This is a genomic window from Bdellovibrio sp. SBM16 (assembly GCF_056175625.1).
In genome coordinates this window covers 597,676-617,523 of sequence record NZ_JBJKJG010000001.1, presented here as the reverse complement: position 1 = coordinate 617,523, position 19,848 = coordinate 597,676, and the positions used below count along the sequence as shown (strand labels likewise).

The 19,848-nt window shown below is 43.9% G+C and carries 19 protein-coding genes; 17 read left to right on the top strand and 2 right to left on the bottom strand.

Annotation, left to right across the window (positions count from 1 at the left end; translation table 11 throughout):
• The first annotated feature begins 8 nt into the window (after positions 1-8).
• Both AC04MM_RS02815 and AC04MM_RS02810 read left to right on the top strand, forming a co-directional pair.
• Complete coding sequence (locus tag AC04MM_RS02815) at positions 9-1,169, top strand: endonuclease/exonuclease/phosphatase family protein (RefSeq protein WP_475378796.1); 1,161 nt, start codon at positions 9-11, stop codon at positions 1,167-1,169.
• A 649-nt stretch (positions 1,170-1,818) separates the two neighbouring features.
• On the top strand, positions 1,819-2,676 hold the full coding sequence (locus tag AC04MM_RS02810; protein WP_475378795.1) for an adenylate/guanylate cyclase domain-containing protein: 858 nt from the start codon (positions 1,819-1,821) through the stop codon (positions 2,674-2,676).
• Positions 2,677-2,682: 6 nt separating this feature from the next.
• Here AC04MM_RS02810 and AC04MM_RS02805 read toward each other — a convergent pair whose 3' ends face one another.
• Positions 2,683-3,624 carry a hypothetical protein gene (locus AC04MM_RS02805; protein ID WP_475378794.1) on the bottom strand — a complete coding sequence of 314 codons (942 nt, stop codon included), beginning with the start codon at positions 3,622-3,624 and terminating at the stop codon, positions 2,683-2,685.
• Between the two features lie 124 nt (positions 3,625-3,748).
• Positions 3,749-4,240: a hypothetical protein gene (locus tag AC04MM_RS02800; RefSeq protein WP_475378793.1), complete on the bottom strand. Its 492-nt coding sequence runs from the start codon at positions 4,238-4,240 to the stop codon at positions 3,749-3,751.
• A 151-nt stretch (positions 4,241-4,391) separates the two neighbouring features.
• Here AC04MM_RS02800 and AC04MM_RS02795 point away from each other — a divergent pair, with 151 nt between their 5' ends.
• From AC04MM_RS02795 to AC04MM_RS02725, 15 genes are all read left to right on the top strand, one after another.
• The gene (locus tag AC04MM_RS02795) at positions 4,392-5,315 is read left to right on the top strand and encodes a type II secretion system protein N (RefSeq protein WP_475378792.1); all 924 of its coding nucleotides are present in this window, start codon (positions 4,392-4,394) and stop codon (positions 5,313-5,315) included.
• 11 nt (positions 5,316-5,326) lie between these two features.
• Positions 5,327-7,702, top strand: coding sequence for a type II secretion system secretin GspD (gene gspD / locus AC04MM_RS02790; RefSeq protein ID WP_475378791.1), 2,376 nt, complete (start codon positions 5,327-5,329; stop codon positions 7,700-7,702).
• Positions 7,703-7,720: 18 nt separating this feature from the next.
• Positions 7,721-9,412 carry a type II secretion system ATPase GspE gene (gspE, locus tag AC04MM_RS02785; protein ID WP_475378790.1) on the top strand — a complete coding sequence of 564 codons (1,692 nt, stop codon included), beginning with the start codon at positions 7,721-7,723 and terminating at the stop codon, positions 9,410-9,412.
• 5 nt (positions 9,413-9,417) lie between these two features.
• Positions 9,418-10,638 carry a type II secretion system F family protein gene (locus tag AC04MM_RS02780; RefSeq protein WP_475378789.1) on the top strand — a complete coding sequence of 407 codons (1,221 nt, stop codon included), beginning with the start codon at positions 9,418-9,420 and terminating at the stop codon, positions 10,636-10,638.
• 7 nt (positions 10,639-10,645) lie between these two features.
• The gene (locus AC04MM_RS02775; protein ID WP_475378788.1) at positions 10,646-11,092 is read left to right on the top strand and encodes a type II secretion system protein GspG; all 447 of its coding nucleotides are present in this window, start codon (positions 10,646-10,648) and stop codon (positions 11,090-11,092) included.
• Positions 11,093-11,108: 16 nt separating this feature from the next.
• Positions 11,109-11,732: a prepilin-type N-terminal cleavage/methylation domain-containing protein gene (locus AC04MM_RS02770; RefSeq protein WP_475378787.1), complete on the top strand. Its 624-nt coding sequence runs from the start codon at positions 11,109-11,111 to the stop codon at positions 11,730-11,732.
• Between the two features lie 20 nt (positions 11,733-11,752).
• Positions 11,753-12,265 (top strand): type II secretion system protein, encoded by a 513-nt coding sequence (locus tag AC04MM_RS02765; protein ID WP_475378786.1) that lies wholly within the window; start codon positions 11,753-11,755, stop codon positions 12,263-12,265.
• Positions 12,258-13,124 (top strand): type II secretion system protein GspJ, encoded by an 867-nt coding sequence (locus AC04MM_RS02760; protein ID WP_475378785.1) that lies wholly within the window; start codon positions 12,258-12,260, stop codon positions 13,122-13,124. Before AC04MM_RS02765 ends, AC04MM_RS02760 begins: the two co-directional genes overlap by 8 nt.
• Positions 13,124-14,395 (top strand): type II secretion system minor pseudopilin, encoded by a 1,272-nt coding sequence (locus AC04MM_RS02755; protein WP_475378784.1) that lies wholly within the window; start codon positions 13,124-13,126, stop codon positions 14,393-14,395. The genes AC04MM_RS02760 and AC04MM_RS02755 overlap by 1 nt, the downstream gene beginning before the upstream one ends.
• Positions 14,396-14,458: 63 nt before the next feature.
• On the top strand, positions 14,459-16,180 hold the full coding sequence (gene pilM, locus AC04MM_RS02750; protein ID WP_475378783.1) for a pilus assembly protein PilM: 1,722 nt from the start codon (positions 14,459-14,461) through the stop codon (positions 16,178-16,180).
• Positions 16,177-16,863 carry a hypothetical protein gene (locus tag AC04MM_RS02745; RefSeq protein WP_475378782.1) on the top strand — a complete coding sequence of 229 codons (687 nt, stop codon included), beginning with the start codon at positions 16,177-16,179 and terminating at the stop codon, positions 16,861-16,863. Before pilM ends, AC04MM_RS02745 begins: the two co-directional genes overlap by 4 nt.
• Positions 16,863-17,831 carry a type II secretion system protein GspN gene (gene gspN, locus AC04MM_RS02740; RefSeq protein ID WP_475378781.1) on the top strand — a complete coding sequence of 323 codons (969 nt, stop codon included), beginning with the start codon at positions 16,863-16,865 and terminating at the stop codon, positions 17,829-17,831. Before AC04MM_RS02745 ends, gspN begins: the two co-directional genes overlap by 1 nt.
• 175 nt (positions 17,832-18,006) lie before the next feature.
• Complete coding sequence (locus AC04MM_RS02735) at positions 18,007-18,459, top strand: single-stranded DNA-binding protein (RefSeq protein WP_475378780.1); 453 nt, start codon at positions 18,007-18,009, stop codon at positions 18,457-18,459.
• A gap of 74 nt (positions 18,460-18,533) precedes the next feature.
• A complete protein-coding gene (locus tag AC04MM_RS02730) occupies positions 18,534-18,821 on the top strand; it encodes a hypothetical protein (protein WP_475378779.1) in 288 nt (95 codons plus the stop codon).
• Positions 18,802-19,818, top strand: coding sequence for a hypothetical protein (locus tag AC04MM_RS02725; protein ID WP_475378778.1), 1,017 nt, complete (start codon positions 18,802-18,804; stop codon positions 19,816-19,818). The genes AC04MM_RS02730 and AC04MM_RS02725 overlap by 20 nt, the downstream gene beginning before the upstream one ends.
• Positions 19,819-19,848: the final 30 nt, after the last annotated feature.

Below are 19,848 nucleotides of genomic sequence, written 5' to 3'. Positions count from 1 at the left end.
GTCATAACATGGAAAAAATACAAACTCTTTTTAAGATTCATTCAAGACTGACTATTTTCGTTTTTATCTCGTTTTTAGCTGTAGCTCCATTCGGCTGTAAAAGTAAAGACACCAAGGGTGCAGACACCCCGGTTGCCGCCGGATCAGACATTATCGCCCCCGAGCGCCTGAGCAAGGCTGCGGATGAGATCTCAGTTATGACTTTTAACGTCGAGAACATGTTTGATAATGTTCACGATAAAGGCACCGAAGATTACACCTACCTACCACGGACCCAAAAAGGCTCGGCCGAAGTGGGCGAATTTTGCATGAAGGTTAAATCTAAATTCTACCGTGACGAATGTAATTTTAAAGACTGGAACGATGAAGTCGTGGCTTTTAAATTATCGCAGGTCGGAAAAACCATTAAGTATATCGACGCAGGCCGTGGCCCTGACATTATTCTTATGGCTGAAGTTGAAAACATGAATATCTTAAACCAACTTGTCGACACACAATTACAGGGCTTAGGTTACCAGACACGCGTGTTGATCGAAGGCCCGGATTTACGCGGTATTGATCCGGCAATTTTATCTAAATTTCCGCTTAAAGGTAAACCGATCTTACACATCATCCCGTACAAGGATGACAACCCGGAACAGTTAAAATACGCCAAACGTTCACGTGGAGTGATTGAAGCGACTGTGATTTTACCGAACAAAAAAGAATTAACTTTAATGTCAGTGCATTTCCCGTCACAGGCCAATCCGACCGAATGGCGTAAACAGGCGATTGAGTTTTTAAAAGCTAAAATCACCGAGTACGAGAAAAAAGGCCGCGCTGTTATTGCCGGCGGTGATATGAACATCACAGCCACCGAAGAAGGCCGTAACGGTTACTTCTCTAAAATCCTAAGCCAGGCCGGCCCGGTATCTCACCTCGTCGGATGCGATCATTGTAAAGGCAGCCACAACTATAAAGGTGAATGGTCATTCTTAGATGTGATGGTATACAGCAATGCGCTTTCGAAAGTGGGCTTGACGTTAATTCCTGAATCAATCCAGGTGGTCAAAACCCCTGATAACAGCTTAAACGGTTCACCGCTGCGTTTTGATGAAGACAACAAAGTAGGTGTAGCTGATCACTTCCCGTTGTACTCGCGCTTAAAAATCTCAATGAAGAAAAAGTAACGTGACAAATACCCACCGCCTGGTCATTTTCTCAGTCTTTTTTGCGCTGGTTAACTTAAGCTTTATACCTTTGTTATCTTTATATGGTCTGAGAGTCTGCCCGATATTAACAATACCGGGCTTTGGGTTTGGTTGTTATTACACAGCTATCTACATAGCAACCGTAAACGTTGTTAACTTAGCTTTACTCTACATAATCAAAAAAAATATTTTTACAAAACTACAAAATATTCTTTTTAAAAACCGGCTTACGGTCTTTGCAGCTATTTATTTTATCGCCACTGCCGCAGCACTAATTGTGTTGCACTTTTCTCTCTCCGAAAATCACCTTTCAACCCGCTCAAGAGCTCCACAAATTTTATTTTTTGCCAGCGTACTTTTGGGACTCCTTCAATCCTACGGTCTAGAGTGGGCCGAATTTACCATTACCCCAGAAGCAAGAAAAGCCGAGTCCCCTCTACAACGGCTGTGGTACAATCACATTTTTCGCATTCTGTTTCCGATATTTATCATCGCTGCAATACTGCTGCACTTTATACTTACGCAATCCGTTGCTCTGACCAATGGGCACACTGCACCCGTTTCCGAACATGATAGCTTGATCAATCAAATATCTTATGTAGTAATTTTCTTATTAACCTGGGTCACAATGACCCTTTTCTTTCATTTTTTATCCGAAAGAAAGCAAGTCGTAAAAGTTAATACTCATTTTAAAAACCTTAAAGATCTAAATTTTGAACACAGCAGCGACATTTCAAACAGCTGGGGCCTGTGGACAGCCATCTTAAACCAACTCAACGATTTCACAAAAATTCTTGGCGAAAAAACCAGACTGGTTAAATCGTTTTCTAAGTTTGTAACTGCAGGCGTCGTTGAACAAGCTTTAACCAGCGAAGTCAAACAAGTCAGGGGTACCAATCGCGAATTGACAGTGCTAATGACTGATATCCGCAACTTTACTTCGATGTCAGAAAATCTTACCCCCGAACAGGTCGTTGCTCTTTTAAATGACTACTTTTCTGTTATGCTCAATGAAATCTCTAAGTTTCATATTATCGTCGATAAGTTTATCGGTGATGCTATATTAGCTTATGTTGAGCACGCGCCCCTTGGCAGAGCTGAACAAGACAACAAAATGGCCGTTGATGCGGCTTTAGCCATGCTCAACGCCCTGAAAACTCTGAACGAAAAATTTCAAAAACAAAATCTTCCGGCAATCAGCATAGGCATTGGAATCTTCAGAGGCCCCCTGGTCATCGGCCTGATCGGCTCAGAAACAAAACTACAACACACCATTATCGGCGATACGGTAAATCGCGCCGCCCGTCTCGAAGGACTCTGTAAAGAGCTCGGTGTATCAGTGGTCATTTCGGATCATGTATGGAATTCGTTAACACCAGAAAAACAAAGGCTATTTACTTCGTTTGGTCAAATCGCGGTTAAGGGGATCAGAGATCCTATAGAAGTCTTTGGCGGCCCCGCAATTAAGGTTCCGCCAAATTTATAGAAAAAATTAACGGATAAAACGGGTTAGATCGACGCGTGGACGGATTGAACAAGCTAACGCTTGAGATACTGAATCTTCAATCGTTAATGATGAATCTTCAATTTTAACAACTGTCACAGGTAAAACCGTTGGTTTTTGACCTTTTAACACTTTGCTGTCACGTACGATATTTAACTCACCGTTTGCACTTACGCAGGCATCGAGCTTAACTGATAAATTAGCGTTGGTGTCTTTAAGTGTAATCGCACCAGTGCGGGCCCCGTGCATGCGAGCATTAACACGGATCGCCTGAACTTTAACCGCTTCATTTAACATTTCAGATGAACCATCCCAGGCAAATTCTAATTTAACCTGTGTATTTGAGTAGGCTACCGAGTTTTTCGCCAGGCTTAATTCTTCGGTTTTTTCGATAGTTAATACGTAGGATCTTTCACGCACACCTTTTGCGATAACAATACGGTCATTCATGTTATTTGCAGCAACAAAAGCACCTTTACCAGAATTGTCTTTAAAGTGTTTGCTCTCTAATTTCATGTTTTCAGATTTTAACACTAAAGTGACCACTCTGCCGTCTTGGTCTTTTTCTAATTTTTCGATGGCGTAGTTGATACGGCCAGAAAACTGACCTTTAACATCACTTTCAAGGTAAGAACCGGTATTAAAATCTAAAACATCCGGTTCAAATTTATCTGAAGAAACCGTTACCTTTTGTGAAGCTGCGTACTCAGGGTTTAACACGGCTTTTAACAAGGCTAAGCCTTCAAACGCACGGTCTAAACTTACACCTAAGTATCTTGCCGATTCGGCTTTATTACTTTCGATATTTAATACCTGTAAATTACCAGAGTTAGCGCCACCGGATAAAATTTTATCGTCTTTTGGAGCGCATGAAAATAATGACGTCGTTAAGATTACAGAAGAAATCGTTAAAACCAGTGTTTTTTGCATAAGCCTATCCCCCGAGATTGGTGCGGCATTCTTATATCGTAATTTGGCTAAAAATGGGCACAAGAATGTGCCTGATCATGAAATCTTGAAGAATCCTTGAAAAAACTATAGGACCTGGCGCCTTTTAGGAATGTAGCTCTAGGCTTGAGCGGATTTCGTTCCAGAACCAGTTTAAGTGGGGGTCTTGGGAAATAAACTCGTTAATCGGGCTCGAATTTAATTTAAGGCGTAAGCGTAAAAAACTCTCTAAATCGTCAAAGCCCGGCCCGATGGTAACCACATTTAGGGTATCAATGGTCGAAAGTTTCTGGAAAACCTGTGTTAACTCATAAAAATGACTGTAGTCATTTCTCTTTAAGATTAAATCCGGTTCAACTCCGTTTTTCATCCAACGTCTGAATAAAGCATTTTGCAGAATCGATTTTAAATGGGTTTTTTGGTGGTAGTTAAGATTATGGTAGGCCAAGGTTTCATTCATCACCATAAAAAGTTCGCAGCCGATAAACTCATCCTGCGCCTTACGAAGAGCCTCAATAACTTCCGGGATCCGAAGAAGTGATCTTCGAATCAAACAATCGTCAATGAGTGCTCCGTCCGTGAAGTAGATGACCGTCATAGTCCTCGCCTAGATCTTAGAATAGATGATCTAGTCCGGGATTCAAGCCCTTAGCCGTAAATCACAACCTAGGTCCAGACTTCACCTAAGTCACGTTTATCACCTAACAACCAGACCTTATCATTGTTATGCTTTAATCTGGAAATTGACTATGAAAAAACTGAGCGCACAACAACGAACTGTCATCCAAAAATGGGCTCTTTATGGGCTACTGCTTTTCATTGGCTTTACCGTAGCCGATCTCGGCATTATCTATGTGCGCGAATATTTTATCCCACAATCAGCACCCCCTAAAAAGGCCCCAAAAATGCAGACCGGCGGATACGCTGACCGCAGCCAGTATTCGGCGATTACCTCAAGAAATTTATTTTCTTCAACCGGGACTATTCCTGACCCGTTGGCCGCAGTAAATGCCGCACAAGAAGAGCAAAAAGAAGATATCCCGGTACAATCAAGTTTACCGTTAGATCTGATCGGCACTCTTGTCCACTCTGACCCAACCAAATCGGTGGCCGCTATCAATGTAAAATCAAAAAACTTGTCCGGCTCATACATGGTCGGATCAGAAATCGAAAGCATGGCCAAGGTTGAAAAAGTTGAACGCGGCATTGTGTATTTCAGAAATCTGAACAACGGCGCACTTGAATATATCGAAATCAGCCGCGGCAACACTAAAGTTAATTTTGATTCTTCACGCCCGGCGGCTGGCCCGGTTAAAGCGGGCGGTAAAGATATTTTAGCCCTTGGCAACAACACGTTTCGTATCAAACGAACCGATTTAAATAAATACCTAAATGACTTATCGGGTCTGTTGATGCAGGCGCGCGCCCTGCCAAACCGCGACCCAAATACCGGTGAAATCAACGGCTACCGCTTAGTTGATTACCAACCCGGTTCAATCTTTGAACAAATGGGTTTACCGCGCGGCACACTTATTAAGTCTGCCGGTGGCGAGCCAGTGAACAGCATTCAAAGTGCGATGGAAATGTTTAATAAATTAAAAAAAGAAAGCAAAGTTGAACTTGGCGTAGAGGTCAATGGATCTGACCAGAAGTACAACTATGAAATTCAGTAAAGAGGTAGATGATGGCCTTTAGAAGAAGTTTAATTACCACAGCTGTAGTTACTAGCTTTTTAGCAGCACAATTGACAGGAAGTTATGGTTACGCGCAGTTTGAGGATTTTCCGCCTCCACCACCTATTGATGACTTTGCGGCACCTTCTGTAGGCGAGATGCCTCCGCCACCTCCGCCAACTGATTTTGGTGGTAACGCGCCGGCACTTTCACCGACCCCAACACCAACTCCTCGTGGCGGCGGCAATACCGTTATCTCAGCTAAAGGCACTAAATCGACGGTTTTATCCGACAAACAGCGGGCGAAGTTTGCCAAAGCCAATCCCGAAGATATCACTTCAGAAAACTTTCCGGAAACTATCGAATCATTCGATTTTCCGAATGTAGATATCACTGACATTATCAAAGCAATTTCTGAACTAACCGGTAAAAACTTTATCATCGATTCAACAGTGCGCGGTAAGATCACGATCATCGCTCCATCTAAAATTACGGTAGCTGAAGCTTACAAAGCGTTTTTATCATCGCTTGCGATTAACGGTTTTACTATCGTACCTTCCGGCGGTTTTTTAAAAATCAGAAATGCCCGATCAGCGCAGCGTGACGGAATTGATATCTACTCTGGTTCGTACTATCCAAACGCCGATCAGATGATCACGAAAGTCGTGCACTTAAAACATATTTCAGCTGAAACATTAAAACAGCAATTAGGCCGTTTATTAAACTCATCTTACGGTGAGATCGAAGCCTACCCGCAAACTAACTCGATGATCATTTCAGATTTCGGTTCGTCTATTGACCGTATCATGAAGATCATCAACCAATTAGATGTTCCGGGCTTTGAAGAGCAATTAGAAGTTGTCGGTATTAAATATGCCAAATCTAAAGACATCGCTGATCTAATCGACAAAATCGTGAACAAAGGACAAAAGCCTGCAACAACCGGTGGCTTTAATGCCGGTGTTCCGCGTTTTAGCACGAATACATCTGCAGCCGGTGGTAAATCCGGAGGAGCCGCTTCGTTTTTAGTATTTCCAGATGACAGAACAAATTCTTTAATTATCGTAGGTAACCGCCCGGGTATCGCGCGCGTTAAACGACTTGTTGCTCAGTTAGACTTTAAAGTACGTGCTGAAGACCAAGGCGGCGTTTACGTGTATTACGTAAAGCATGGTAACGCTGAAGATATCGCCAAAACATTATCTGAAGTGGCCAAAGAATCGGCTCCGAAAGCCGCCCCGCAATCAACGGGCTTTGGTTTTCAACCGCAAGGCCAAGCGGCCGTTCGTGAGGGTTTATTCGGTGGCGAAGTTTCGATTAAATCGGATAAAAACACCAATTCACTTGTTGTCTCAGCAAGTAAACAGGATTACGAAAAAGTATTAGCGATCTTAAACAAGTTAGATATCCCGCGTGATCAGGTGTTTGTTGAAGCCATCATCATGGAGATGAATCTATCTGATGGCATGACTTCTGGCGGTGGTTTAGTTCAGTTCAAAGAAGGTGGCGGTAAAGCCGGCTTCGCCTCTTCAGCAGAAGATGTGTCTGACGTGTTAAATCCACTTTCAGGCGCAGGGTCTGCGATCTTAGGTTTCTCGACAGGTTCAGTCACGGTTCCGCTTGATGCCACAAATCCATCAAAAGGCACAACACAGGTTCCAAACTTACTGGGTTACTTAAAATTCGTAAAACAATTCGGCAAAACCAATATCTTATCTACGCCACAAATTATTGCAACCGATGCTCAGACAGCAACGATTGAAGTCGGTGATAAAGTTGTAACCCGAAATATCGTAACCCCTGGTGTGAACGGTGCGCCGTCACAGTCTTCGCCAGAGTTCGGTGATGCAACCATCAAGATGGAAATCAAACCGTTTATCAGCCCTACTTCGAATTCCATCCGTATGGAATTTAAACAAACCATCAACCAATTATCGAGCGTTCAGGTTCCGGCAAACTTTGCTGGTTCAGTGCAACCGCTTGCAACGCGCTCGATCAATACCAACGTTGTTTTAAACAATGGGGACACTGCAGTAATCGGCGGATTGATGAAGGATGAAGACTCAGAAGAAGTGAGAAAAGTTCCTATTTTAGGGGACTTACCAATCTTAGGCTGGTTCTTTAAGTCGAAAAAATCAACTAAACGTAAAGTGAATATGTTAGTGTTTTTGTCGCCAAAAATTATTCGTAATCGCGCAGATTCACAAAATCTGTTAGGCTCTAAAACCGATGAACGCTTACGTTTTTTAAAACAACACGGTGGCAAAGATCCTTATGGTTCAACGATTGATAAGATCTTAAAACGTGAGCGCGTTCCGCAATCGACAGGATTTGCTGAGCAAACAGATAGACCAGCTGCACAACCGCAACCGGCGATTAAAAAATAACAGGAGTTTTTAGTTTTAATGGCTCAAATGGATATTCCACTTATACTAGGTAAATCGACGACTCTGACCCAAGATCAGATCAAATCGATTTTAAAGAACCCAGCCACTTCCCGCCCCGTAAGCGTTGGCGAAACTCTGTCTTCAAAAGAGTACGCAACCGCTGAAGATTTGGTGGCGGATCTTTGCCGTGAGCTGGGTCTGGATTTTGTCAAAGATATCGCGGTTAGCGAAATCTCTGCCGACCTTGTTCGTGATATCCCGATCAACTACGCTAAAACCCAGGGCGTATTACCATTTAAAGATGAAACCGAGACGCTTTTTGCGCTGACATCAAATCCGGTTAACACCAAAGCGTTAGATGATTTAAGGGCCCTGTTCGGTAAACGTATTAAGCCGATGATTACCACAACTCAGCGCCTGCAAGATGCGATTAACCGCGTGTATGAAAAATCGACTTCGAATCTATCCGGCATGGATGAAATCGAAGATGACGAAATGGATTTAGAAGATCCGATTATCGACTTACTTGAAGCCGGCGAAGATGATGCTCCGGTCATCAAGTTAGTAAACTCTGTTTTATTCCGCGCTGTAAAAGAAAAAGCTTCTGATATTCATATGGAACCCTATGAAAAAGATATGGCCGTTCGTTACCGTATCGATGGTAATTTATATGATGTCTTTAAACCACCTAAGAAGCTGCAAAACGCGATCACATCCCGTATTAAAGTTATGGCGAATTTAAATATCGCCGAAAAACGTTTACCGCAAGACGGCCGTATTCCGTTAAAAGTCGGCGGTAAAGATATCGATATCCGTCTGTCGACGGTGCCGACCACATTCGGTGAACGTATCGTTATGCGTCTTCAGGATAAATCATCGCAGGTGCGTGAATTATCGCAGGCTGGCTTTTCGCAAGAACTTCTGGATACCTTAGATGATATGATCGAAAGATCGTACGGCATCTTACTGGTCACCGGTCCGACCGGTTCCGGTAAGTCGACAACACTTTACGGTTGTCTCTCTAAATTAAATAAACCCGATATTAATATTTTAACGATCGAAGATCCGGTGGAGCAGCGTATTCACGGGATTGGCCAAGTGCAGGTAAACGCGAAAATCGGTTTAACGTTTGCGGCAGGTTTAAGATCGTTTCTTCGTCAAGATCCCGACATTATCATGGTGGGTGAGATCCGTGACTTAGAAACTGCAGAGTTAGCGATTAACTCATCGTTAACTGGTCACTTAGTGTTATCTACCATCCATGCCAACGATGCGGCCGGAGCCTTCCCCCGCCTGATGGATATCGGGGCTGAGCCGTTCTTAATTGCCACGTCGATTTTAGGAATTTTAGCACAGCGTCTGGTGCGTGTTTTATGCCCGCACTGTAAAGCGCCGCATACCCCTTCACAGTTTGAGTTAGATACTCTGGGTATTACGGCTCAAGAAGCCAAAGGTGCCAACATCTGTAAAGCCATGGGCTGCGAACACTGCGGACAAAAAGGTTACGTGGGTCGTACGATTATCGCCGAACTTCTTCCTGTTACCGACGATATCCGCTCCCTGGTGATGCAACGAAAAGATGGTAATACAATTAAAAAATTAGCGGTTTCAAAAGGTTTTAAAACTTTCCGTGATCACGGTATCCAAAAGGTCTTAGCGGGAATTACAACTATTGAAGAGCTATTAACCAACACGCAGATTGATATCTAATATTTATGCCATTATACGAATACAAAGGCTTAAGCCGCGACGGTAAAACAGTAAAAGGAACTCTCGATTCTGAGAACTTACGTGCGGCGCGGACGAAGCTTAAAAAAGATGGTATTTTTGTTGTCGACATCAAAGACAAGAAAAAAGCAGCCGGCATAAAAAAATCGACGATCCGCTCAACGGGCTCAGTACCGGTAAAAGATTTATCGCTGATGACCAGACAGCTGGCAACCCTGATCAAAGCCAACATCCCGTTAGTCGACGCCCTAACCGCCATTTCTGAGCAGGTTGAAAACCAAACACTTTCTGAGGCCGTGGCTGACTGTAAGAATATGGTGAACGAAGGTCAGTCACTGCATAAGGCCCTGTCTAAATACCCGCAGGTTTTTGACAAGATCTATATCTCGATGGCCGAAGCCGGCGAAATGTCAGGAACTTTAGATGTGATTTTATTACGTCTTGCCGAGTTTACCGAAGCGCAGGCTGAATTACGTCAGCGTGTCGTGTCGGCTATGACCTACCCAATTATTATGTTGTGTGTGATCACTTTAGTCATGTTTGGCTTGTTTACTAAGGTGTTACCAGAGATCTTAGCGATCTTTGATTCGATGCCGGATATGACTTTACCGGTAATGACACAATATATTGCAGCCATCTCAAAAGTGTTTGTTGAAAGCTGGTACTGGATTGCCGGTTTTATTATTATTACCGTTTTAGTGTTTTTAAACTGGAAAAATTCTACCGAAGGCCGCAAATCGTGGGATGCGATTGTTCTTAAACTTCCTGTCGTTGGCGAAATCACCCGCATGGTCGCAATTTCACGCTTTACCCGTACACTTTCTACGCTTTTAGCCGGTGGTGTTCCGATGTTAAGCGCCATGGATATCGTCAGAAACGTAGTTGATAATCACGTCTTAGCTATGGCCATCGATGAAGCCAAAAGCAATATCTCTGAGGGTGAATCCATTGCCGGACCGCTTAAAAAATCAGACCAGTTTCCACCGATTGTTGTTCACATGGTTAACATCGGTGAAAAAACCGGTGATCTGGAGAATATGCTGACCTTAGTCGCGGATGCCTACGATTTTCAGGTCAAATCTAAAATTGATGGTTTAACAACATTGCTAAATCCAATCATGACTTTATTGATTGGTATTGTGATCTTTGTCATAGTAATATCTATTATTGTTCCGATGTTCGATATGACATCTAAATTAGGGGGATAATCCACATATGAAAAACTTATTAAACTCACAACGTTCTACAATCTCTAATTCTAAGGGTTTCTCTTTAGGGGAAATAATGATCGTATTAGTCATCATCGGTGGTATCATGGCGATCGTGTTGCCAAAAATCCAAGATGGTCAGAAAAAAGGCCAAGTAAACCAAACAAAAATGAAAATGACCGAGATCACCACAAAAATAAACGAGTATTACGCTGAGTGCAGCAAATACCCAACAACTTTAACATTTATCACTGAAGATGATGCCAGCTGCAAAAACTGGACATCGAATCCTAAATTAGCTCACTTACTTAAAGACGCCTGGGGATCTGAATTCCAATACTCGACCGCAGGTAACGGTTACAATCTTTCTTCATTAGGCGCAGATAAAAAATCTGGCGGTACATCTTTTGATAAAGATCTTTACTCTGACGAATCAGTCGGCGGCGAAGAATAAGCCGCCCCCAACACTAGTGGCGAAAAGTCATTTGAATCTGCTATCGCGAAACGAAAAGGGCTTCTCTCTAATCGAGATCATTATTGTGATCATGATTATCGGCGGAGTCCTTTCTGCTTCTCTATCCCGGATGAATTTCGGTCGCAAAGTTGATAACCGCACTGTATTTCGCGACATCGTTATCTCGGTTAAAGAAATCCGCAACCGCGCCAAGCTTTACAGCACAACCTACCGTTTAGTTTTTAAAATTGATGAAAAAGAGGGGTCTTACTGGGTCGAAAAGTCGACCTCGCCCACTTTAATCGACAAAGAGTTTCTGGCAAAACAACGCGAACGCGGCAGTAAAGACGAAGAAGGCGCACCCCCCTCGCCGTTTCAGGTCGATACCAGCTGGTCAAAAAAAGAAAAACAACTGCCTTCGGGTTACACCTTTAAACAGCTGGAAAGCGGCCCTCAAGATGTCGTGATCACCGAGGGCTTGGCTTATATCCACTTTTTCGCTCAGGGCATGATTGAGCCGGTAGCACTGCAAATTCAAGATCCGAAAAAAAACATCTGGACACTTGTCTTTAACCCTCTCACAGGTCAAGCTGATATCATAGACGGAGCAAAGGCATTGCGCGATATCAATCGCCAATAGTTTTACCGTTTGTGGTGTAAATGAAATTTAAGAATCAAAAAGCCTTTACTTTAATTGAAGTTGTACTTGCTATGATGATCATGGCCTCGGGCTTATTTATTTTAACTAACTCCTGGGCCGGCACCTACAACCGTCTGCAAAAAACCAAAGTTCAGGTCGAACTTGCCGCCTTACTTGAACGTAAAATCGTTGAACTTGAACGCGAATTTAAAACCCAGAGTTTAGATAATATCAAAGAAGAAGACACCGGTGATTTCGGCTCTGAACTTCCCAACTACACCTGGGAGATGAAATCGCAAAAAGTTGAATTTCCGGATTTATCAGGCATTATCGGTGGCGTCGGCGAAAACCAAAATCTGGATTTAGTTTCGATCATGAAACTTTTTTCTGAACACTTATCTAAGTCAGTCAAAGAAGTTAAGGTCACTGTCACCTACAAAGACAAAAAAAAACCGATCACTGTTGATGTGGTTTTTTATGTCGTAGATTACGATCGTCCGCTTCCGATGCCAGGAGGAGGTGGCGGTGGTTAAACCAGTTACCATCCGTGGCAAGCTTCTGACGGCTTCCTGCCGTCAGGCCAATGGATTTACTTTAATTGAAGTTATCTTAGCCATCACTATTTTAGCGACACTTACCGTTTTAGTCGCAACGTCGCTAGGCAACGCCTTAAAAGCGCGGACTAAAATTCAGGCCGAAGTGCAGGATGTCTCAGGCTTACGTGATGCGGTTAAAATCATGCGCGCCGATATTTATCAGGCGTATAACCACTATGATTTCGAAAAAGAAATCATAGATAGCGCCAAAAAGCCTGCGCCACCACGCCCTGGCCAACCGGCAATACCAACACCTCAAGGTGATCCCAATGCCCCGCCGGCCAGAGAAAACAAACGCGAAGACCCGAAAACTGATTTTGTCGGCGAAACCGAACAGATTAATTTTGTGACCTTAAATAACGGCCGATTTTTGGCCAATGATATACAGGCTGATTTTATCGAAGTCGGTTATGCGCTTAAAGCCTGTAAAAATTTAACCAAAGACACATCAAGCCAGTGCCTGTTTCGCCGGGTACAAAAAGTTTTAGATGCCGATGTCACTAAAGGCGGAACTGAAGCGGTGTTACTGGAAAACGTAAAAGAATTTAAATTACGCTACACCGGCGAATCAAAAAAAGACTGGCAAAAAGAGTGGAAAACCGTCGGCGGCCAGGATGACTCGGTAAAAGGAATTTTTCCGGATGCCGTTGAAATTACTCTGGCCATCGAACGTGAATTGCAGGGTAAAAAGCGCGAGTACTCACTGCAATACGTAGTGCCACTGCATTTTCCGAATAACCCGCAGAAAAAAACACAAACACCGGGCACCGCTCCGACACCAACCGGAGGCCAGTAATGAGTTCATGGAAAACAAGACTTAAATTTAATCCTCTGAGCCGCAGCGAGAAATTTTCGAAAAAAGGTGTAGCTTTACTTCTTGCCATGACGTCATTGATTTTAATGGTCTGGGTCGCAAGCGAAGTTTCAACCGATTCAACCATTGAATACGTTGTCAACTCGCAGGAAATTAATCGCATCAAAGCGTTTTATTCAGCCCGGAGTTCTCTTGATTTAGCGTTGTTGCGCGTAAAAGTTTACCAGCAGGCATCACGGATGAATTTACCGCCGGGTTTTTCGCAACAGCTTAATCAGATTTGGCAATTTCCGTTTGCGTGGCCGCTTCCGATTGCTGCCGAGGCCTCAATTGCCACTAAAGACGATGTTGAAGGCGCACAAAAAGCGTCGATCTTTGATGGTCAGTATACACACACCATCACCGATGAAGGCTCTAAAATTGATGTTAATGATTTAGCCTCACCGTCGAAAACATTACGCGAGATCACGAAAAAACAGATTTTAACGATTTTTGAAGCTAAATTGCAGAATGACGATAGCTTCCGCGAAGTTCACCAGAATTATAACTTTACCGAGTTGGTTAACCGCATCGCCGATTGGATGAGTGAGAAAAATTCTTCTGAAAACGGCGGCGACAAACGCCAGCCGTTTCAGGGGTTAGGTGAAACCTACCCGCCAAACCGCGGCTTTAGAACTTTAGATGAAATGCGCCTGGTACCGGGCATGACCGAAGAGTTTTTTTCGCTCATGGCGCCGTCAGTTACGATTTACGGATCAAAAGCCATCAACCCGAATACCGCAGGACAGGATATTCTAAAATCCCTGGACCCGGGCATGACCGATGAGGCCGTTAAAGAAGCGATCGAACGCCGTGACGACGACGAAAAAGGTGGGCCGTTCAAAGGCGCAAGCTCTGACGAATGCCGCGCAGATTTTAAACAGTTTGTCGAAAGCCGCGGCGCCCGTTTAGCCCCTGAATTTGATAAAATCCCGTTTCAGTGTGACCTCGTGGTAAATTTTAAAATTGAAGCCATCGGCATGACCGGCTCCGGTAAAGGGGCGGTACAGAAAAAAATCACCGCCTATGTGATGAACACTCAAAAAGCCGCAGCCACCATCAAGAGCTATCTTGATAAAGAGAAAAAAGAGCAAGATGAGGCCAACGGCCTTCAGCCAAATCCGAATCCAAACCCTAGCCCTCAGTCTAGCGCTCCAGCACAAGATCCCCTTCCCAAAGGTCGACCTCGTATCGTATACTGGATTGAGCAATAGTTAGCTTGCACTGCTAGGCAGTGACTGTATCTATTGCTTTGCAACACGGTAGGAGTAAACAACATGCGCGCACTTGGTATTGATATTGGCGAAGATTCAATCAAGATTGCCGAGGTTGTTCAAAATAAAAAATCCGTTTACATCACACAGGTCTTCGAGAAAAAACTTTCACAACAGGTTTCAGCCCACGACCGCGAAATCGAAGCCATTGAATACGTGCGCTCGCTTGCCCCGCAATTGGATTTTTCTTCGGCCCGCGTGGTGATGGCTTTAAAGCAAGACAAAGTGACCGTCCGAAAAAAACAATTTCCCTTTGCTGACCGTTTAAAAATTTTAAAAAGTTTATCTTTCGAAATGGAAGAAGATATTCCGTTCGATCCGGATCTTTGTTTATTTGATGCAAAAACCATTCTGACCGAAGGTTTATCAGCCCATGTGTTAGCGGTTGCGGCACCGAAATCTCATATCGAAAAATCCTTAAGCTTAGCCAAGGATTTCGGGATTGAGCCGTACACGTTAACTGTTGATGGCATTGCGTTTTCTAATTTACTTGAAGTTTGGGACCAGGCTCCGCCACAGTTCCCAACCGCCCAGGGGCCATTAAGCTATAACCCTGACGAAGAAGTTCCCCAGGCTGAAGACACAGAAGCTGGCGTTACCGCCCGAGGCAGCGCAATCCAGGTCACCTTAAACATCGGCCACAAAAAAACTTTGCTGTGTGCACAGATCGAAGGTCGTCTGGTTTTTGTCAGAAGTTTAATGTGGGGTTCAGACTATATCATCCAGGAGTTCGTGCGTAAATTTCAGCTTCCTTATCTGGAAGCGCAACGTATGCTACAGGCTGATGCGGCTCTGTTGTTATCAAAGGCCAATCAGGATTTCGAAACTGCCAACATGGCTTCGACAATTGAAAAAAGCATGCGCGAACTGGTGCGCGACCTGCAGATGTCATTTTTAGAATTACAGAGCGAATTTCACGGTGAAATTCAAAATGTGTACCTAACTGGCGGTCTGTCGCTGCTTCCGAACATTGGTGCTTTTTTAACTCAGCACTTAGAGGTTGCCTGTAATCCGGTTTCTCTGATCGACCAGTTTATTGACCAGAGTTCGATTCAGACCAACAACATTCCACTCGATGCGGTCAAATCACGTTTTGCCACAGCGGTGGGTATTGCCATCGAAGCCTTTAAAAAACCAAAAAACCCTGCCCTGCAATTTATGAAGGGCGAGTTTGTCTCTGAAAATAACCGTCTGAAACAATTCTGGACAGACTGGGGTTTAATTGTAAAAACCGCAGCAGCTGCCGTATTGGTGTTTTTTATCTGGGGAAGTTTCCGCGAATCGATGACCACCACGCTGGCTGAAAAAGGTGACGAAGCCCTTTCAACGCAGGCGAAGAACGTGGCCCGCCTACCGAGAAAACAAGCCAATGAAAAAGGCGTAAAAAAATACATCTCTGAGAACAAAAAACGGGCGCAGGAATTTAAACTGTTAAATCAGGTTGCCGGCATGAATTCGGCATTAGATGTGCTTAAGAAAATCAGCGAAGTATCGCCTGACAAATCGCAATCTAAAATCGATATCACCCAGTTACAGATCAGCGACGATAATGTAAAAATCGTGGGCTACGCCAACTCACCGCGCGAAGTTACGCTGTTAAACCAGCGTTTAAGCACCATGGCGTTAAACAAAAAAGTAACCGAAGAGACGCCGACGCTTCCGAGCAAACCTAACCGCGTCGCCTTTTCATTAAGTTTAAAAACTGACCGAGGGCTACTTAAATGAGTCGTTTTGATGAAATCAAAGAGCAAACCAAAGCCTCGTTACAGCAGACCTGGGAACGCATTCAGGAGTCAGAAGCTTACAATCAACTTAATGATAAATACCAAAGCTTAAGCCCAACAGGACAAAAAATCGCGCAAGCGGTTACCGCGGTGCTGTTAGCCGGTATCGTGTTTTATTCACCGATCAGCCAGTTACAATTATCGAGCGAATTACTGACCCAGTTTGAAGACAAAAGAACTTTGATCCGCGATATGTTTAAAACCTACCGCGAATCTTCCGGCGGCTTACAAATGGCGCCGGCACCGCAGGTCAACGAATTGGTGGCCAGCATTCAGGGTTCCCTGCAGGGAGCAAAACTTATTCCCGACCAGATCCTGTCGGTAAACCCGACCCAACCTGAAGGCCGCTTAATCCCGGCAAATCTGCAACAAGGTGTGGTCGAAGTTAAGTTAGCCAAATTAAATTTACGCCAGGTTGTGGATATCGGTTTACAGTTAGCCAATATTTCTCAGGCCGTAAAAGTGAAAGACATGCTAATGCAGGCCAACGCCGAAATGGCCGGCTATTTTGATGTGACTTACAAACTATACGCTTTAAAAGTTCCAGAACCTCTGCCAGAACCGCCACCAGAGCCGGTCAGCAACAAAAAGAAAAAATCGAGCGAAGATGCGGGTGACCAATAATGATGGATATAATCATTAAAACATTTCGCTATATCTGGGCACAGAAGTTTAAAATTCTGTTCACTCTGGTATTTACCTTAGTGTTTTTGTTTATGCTGTTTCCGTTTAAAGACCTAAACGACTTTGTCTCAGGGCAAGTTTCTAAGCTTACGCAAAATTCGGTTTATCTGCAGTTTGATGATATGCAGATTAATCCGGTAACCGCGTCGATCAGCCTTGACGGTGTGTTGGTTGAAACCTCGTCAATTGATGGTTTAAATGTAAATTCGATTTCAGCTTCACCTTCACTGGCCGCTTTATTTAAACGCCAGCCCGGCGGAAAGCTAGTAGCTGAGGGATTATTTGGCGGCAATGCGCAGATTAAACTGACCCCGCTTGAAACACTGGAATCCGGCGCATTAAAAGCCAATTTAGAAGTCATAACTGAAAACATCTCGCTTAAAGATTTACGTGAAACGATGAAGATCTCTATTCCGCTATCGGGTTCGACTGACATTAACGCCAACGTTACGGCGGATATGTCGTTTAAAGAACAACCCGACGGCGATGTGGCGATTGTCATTAATAATTTTGAAATGCCTTCAACCTCAATTAATTCTCCGAACTTCGGCGCTTTAACCTTGCCGGAAATTAAGTTTAAACAAGTCGATGTAAAAGGAAAACTAAGTAACGGCAAATTGGTGATCGAGAATGCCAAGCTTGGCAATCCTTCCGACGATTTATCGGGAACCTTAAAAGGCGACATCGCCATCAGCATCCAAAACATCGGCGGCCAGGCACGGCCGATGATGGGCGCCTATAATTTTAATTTAGACCTGGTAGCCAAACCTGCGTTCGTGCAAAGAGCCGGTTTTTTCTTGAGTTTTATCGATCAGTTTAAAACCGAAGAAAAAGGTTCAAGCCGCTACCGTTTAAAGCTACAGGCTGCAAGCACCGAGCTTCCGCCATCGCTGTTACCGCTTAATTAATTAGCCCTTGTTTTAGGCAATTCCGTCTATCGAATTGCCTGTTAAATCTCAGCAATTTTAACCTGTGCTTGTATTGGAGCAATCCTTGCCAAAACCCTTAGCACACGCAGAGTCGCACTGGTTTTAGTGTTGACTCATTTTATCAACCGATACGAAATAGGTGCCTGGAGGGCATATGTCTGGAATTAACAAAGTAATTATTGTTGGCCGTTTAGGTCAAGACCCTGAGATGAAAGCTGTTGGCCAAGGGGCTACAGTTACCCGTCTTAACGTTGCTACAAGCGAAACTTGGACAGATAAAACTGGTAACAAGCAAGAGCGCACTGAGTGGCACCGTATTACGGTTTGGGGTAAATTAGCCGAACTTTGCGGTAAGTATTTAGCAAAAGGACGTCAGGTTTACGTTGAAGGTAAACTGCAAACTCGTTCATGGGAAGACAACGGTCAGAAAAAATACGCTACAGAAATCGTAGCTTCGACTGTTCAGTTTTTAGGTGGTGGCGCTTCAACTGGCGCTGGTGCTAACAACCGTGATAACGACTCTATGAACCAAGGTGGCGGAGATTTTAATTTCCAAGATTTTGGCCCGGAGCCAAGCTTCAACCAATCTGAAGACATCCCGTTCTAATTAAAAACATACTTATACACATATAAAGCCTTTTCTTTTTTATAAAACACACTCAAACTATAGGTGTGAAAAAAATGAAAAGGCTTTTTTTATTTTTAATTCTACTGGCAAGCGCTTCATGCTCGATTTATAAATCGGCAGACCGTAACAGTTTTGAATCAGAGGCGCCGGCTCTTAAAATTAAGAGTCTGCAAAAAATGACCTGCTCAGCCCAGTCGCTGGCCCCTGAGGCTTCACAAAGCCGCTTGCTTACGACCATTGACGATGAATTTTTATGGGAACACAAAATCCAGGAAAATTCATTTTATGAATCCACTGATTTAAAAGGCACATACTGTTTGTATGACGTTACTTTTGAATAAAAATACATTTTTAACATTTGCACTGCTTTGTCTTTCGTTATCGGCTGAAGCCTATAAAGTTAAAGATATATCCGGACAAAAAGTTCTTATCGATCTTGAAGGTGAAAAACTTTTTCCCGGCGATGTGATTATCTCAATCAATAAAACCGCCGACGGGCCTGAAATCGCAGGTTCAGCCAAGGTTTTACAGGTTCGTGACAAGTTAGCCGTAGCGGTGATTTCTGATGGAAAATTCGTGATCGGAAAAAAAGTCGCACGTAAAGCGGCTGAAGCCAGTGCCGTTGAAAAAGCCAAAGAAGCTTTGGCTGCCAACAAACCGACTAAAGCGGCCCCGGCCGAACCTGAATACCCTGAAGACGAAGAAATATACGAAACCGATGAGCAGCGCCGTGACCGGCTCCGCATGTCTGATGACGTTGTGGTTTTACGCCGTGATATGCTCAAAGTGGCGCTGCTTGGCTCGTTTACCACCGATAAAATCTCGGCCAAACAAGCTGATGATACCCTACCGTTTGCCAATGAAGAAACTGTGCCGATGGAAGGCACCGGTTCCGGAATCGGTTTATCTTTTGATTACCCGTCTAAATGGGGTGTTACCTTACGTGGCGTACTGTTACAGGAAAAATTAAGTGTCTACGGCAGAGCCGTCGATGACAACGTCTGCGCCGGAAAAACTTCGCCAGACTGCTTGGTTAATTTATCGTATATCAGTGCCGGCGGACATTTACGATTTGAATACGACATCAGTCGGTTTAATGTTTGGGTTGCCGGCGGTATGGCTTTTAAATTTCCAACCGCGCGTGAGACGACATCACTTCGCCAGGAAGACCTGCAGGTACAAAATGCAATCGTCGGAAGTGCCGGGTTTGATTTTACCTTTAACAACCGCTTCTTTATGCCGTTTGCAGCCGAGTATCATTATTCATTAAATAAATCCAACACCGTACCCGTGATCGATCACAGCAGCTTTATGGTCGGTTTTGGCGCGAAATTTTAATAAGCACACAAAAATTTATTTCGCATAATT

What these genes read in the sequence shown, in the direction of transcription:
- AC04MM_RS02810 (WP_475378795.1), top strand. Translation starts at nt 1,819, where the DNA reads ATGACCCTTTTCTTTCATTTTTTATCCGAAAGAAAGCAAGTCGTAAAA.
- AC04MM_RS02775 (WP_475378788.1), top strand. Translation starts at nt 10,646, where the DNA reads ATGAAAAACTTATTAAACTCACAACGTTCTACAATCTCTAATTCTAAG.
- gspN (WP_475378781.1), top strand. Translation starts at nt 16,863, where the DNA reads ATGATGGATATAATCATTAAAACATTTCGCTATATCTGGGCACAGAAG.
- AC04MM_RS02755 (WP_475378784.1), top strand. Translation starts at nt 13,124, where the DNA reads ATGAGTTCATGGAAAACAAGACTTAAATTTAATCCTCTGAGCCGCAGC.
- AC04MM_RS02725 (WP_475378778.1), top strand. Translation starts at nt 18,802, where the DNA reads ATGACGTTACTTTTGAATAAAAATACATTTTTAACATTTGCACTGCTT.
- AC04MM_RS02795 (WP_475378792.1), top strand. Translation starts at nt 4,392, where the DNA reads ATGAAAAAACTGAGCGCACAACAACGAACTGTCATCCAAAAATGGGCT.
- pilM (WP_475378783.1), top strand. Translation starts at nt 14,459, where the DNA reads ATGCGCGCACTTGGTATTGATATTGGCGAAGATTCAATCAAGATTGCC.
- AC04MM_RS02780 (WP_475378789.1), top strand. Translation starts at nt 9,418, where the DNA reads ATGCCATTATACGAATACAAAGGCTTAAGCCGCGACGGTAAAACAGTA.
- AC04MM_RS02735 (WP_475378780.1), top strand. Translation starts at nt 18,007, where the DNA reads ATGTCTGGAATTAACAAAGTAATTATTGTTGGCCGTTTAGGTCAAGAC.
- AC04MM_RS02765 (WP_475378786.1), top strand. Translation starts at nt 11,753, where the DNA reads ATGAAATTTAAGAATCAAAAAGCCTTTACTTTAATTGAAGTTGTACTT.
- AC04MM_RS02815 (WP_475378796.1), top strand. Translation starts at nt 9, where the DNA reads ATGGAAAAAATACAAACTCTTTTTAAGATTCATTCAAGACTGACTATT.
- AC04MM_RS02800 (WP_475378793.1), bottom strand. Translation starts at nt 4,240, where the DNA reads ATGACGGTCATCTACTTCACGGACGGAGCACTCATTGACGATTGTTTG.
- gspE (WP_475378790.1), top strand. Translation starts at nt 7,721, where the DNA reads ATGGCTCAAATGGATATTCCACTTATACTAGGTAAATCGACGACTCTG.
- AC04MM_RS02745 (WP_475378782.1), top strand. Translation starts at nt 16,177, where the DNA reads ATGAGTCGTTTTGATGAAATCAAAGAGCAAACCAAAGCCTCGTTACAG.
- AC04MM_RS02730 (WP_475378779.1), top strand. Translation starts at nt 18,534, where the DNA reads ATGAAAAGGCTTTTTTTATTTTTAATTCTACTGGCAAGCGCTTCATGC.
- gspD (WP_475378791.1), top strand. Translation starts at nt 5,327, where the DNA reads ATGGCCTTTAGAAGAAGTTTAATTACCACAGCTGTAGTTACTAGCTTT.
- AC04MM_RS02805 (WP_475378794.1), bottom strand. Translation starts at nt 3,624, where the DNA reads ATGCAAAAAACACTGGTTTTAACGATTTCTTCTGTAATCTTAACGACG.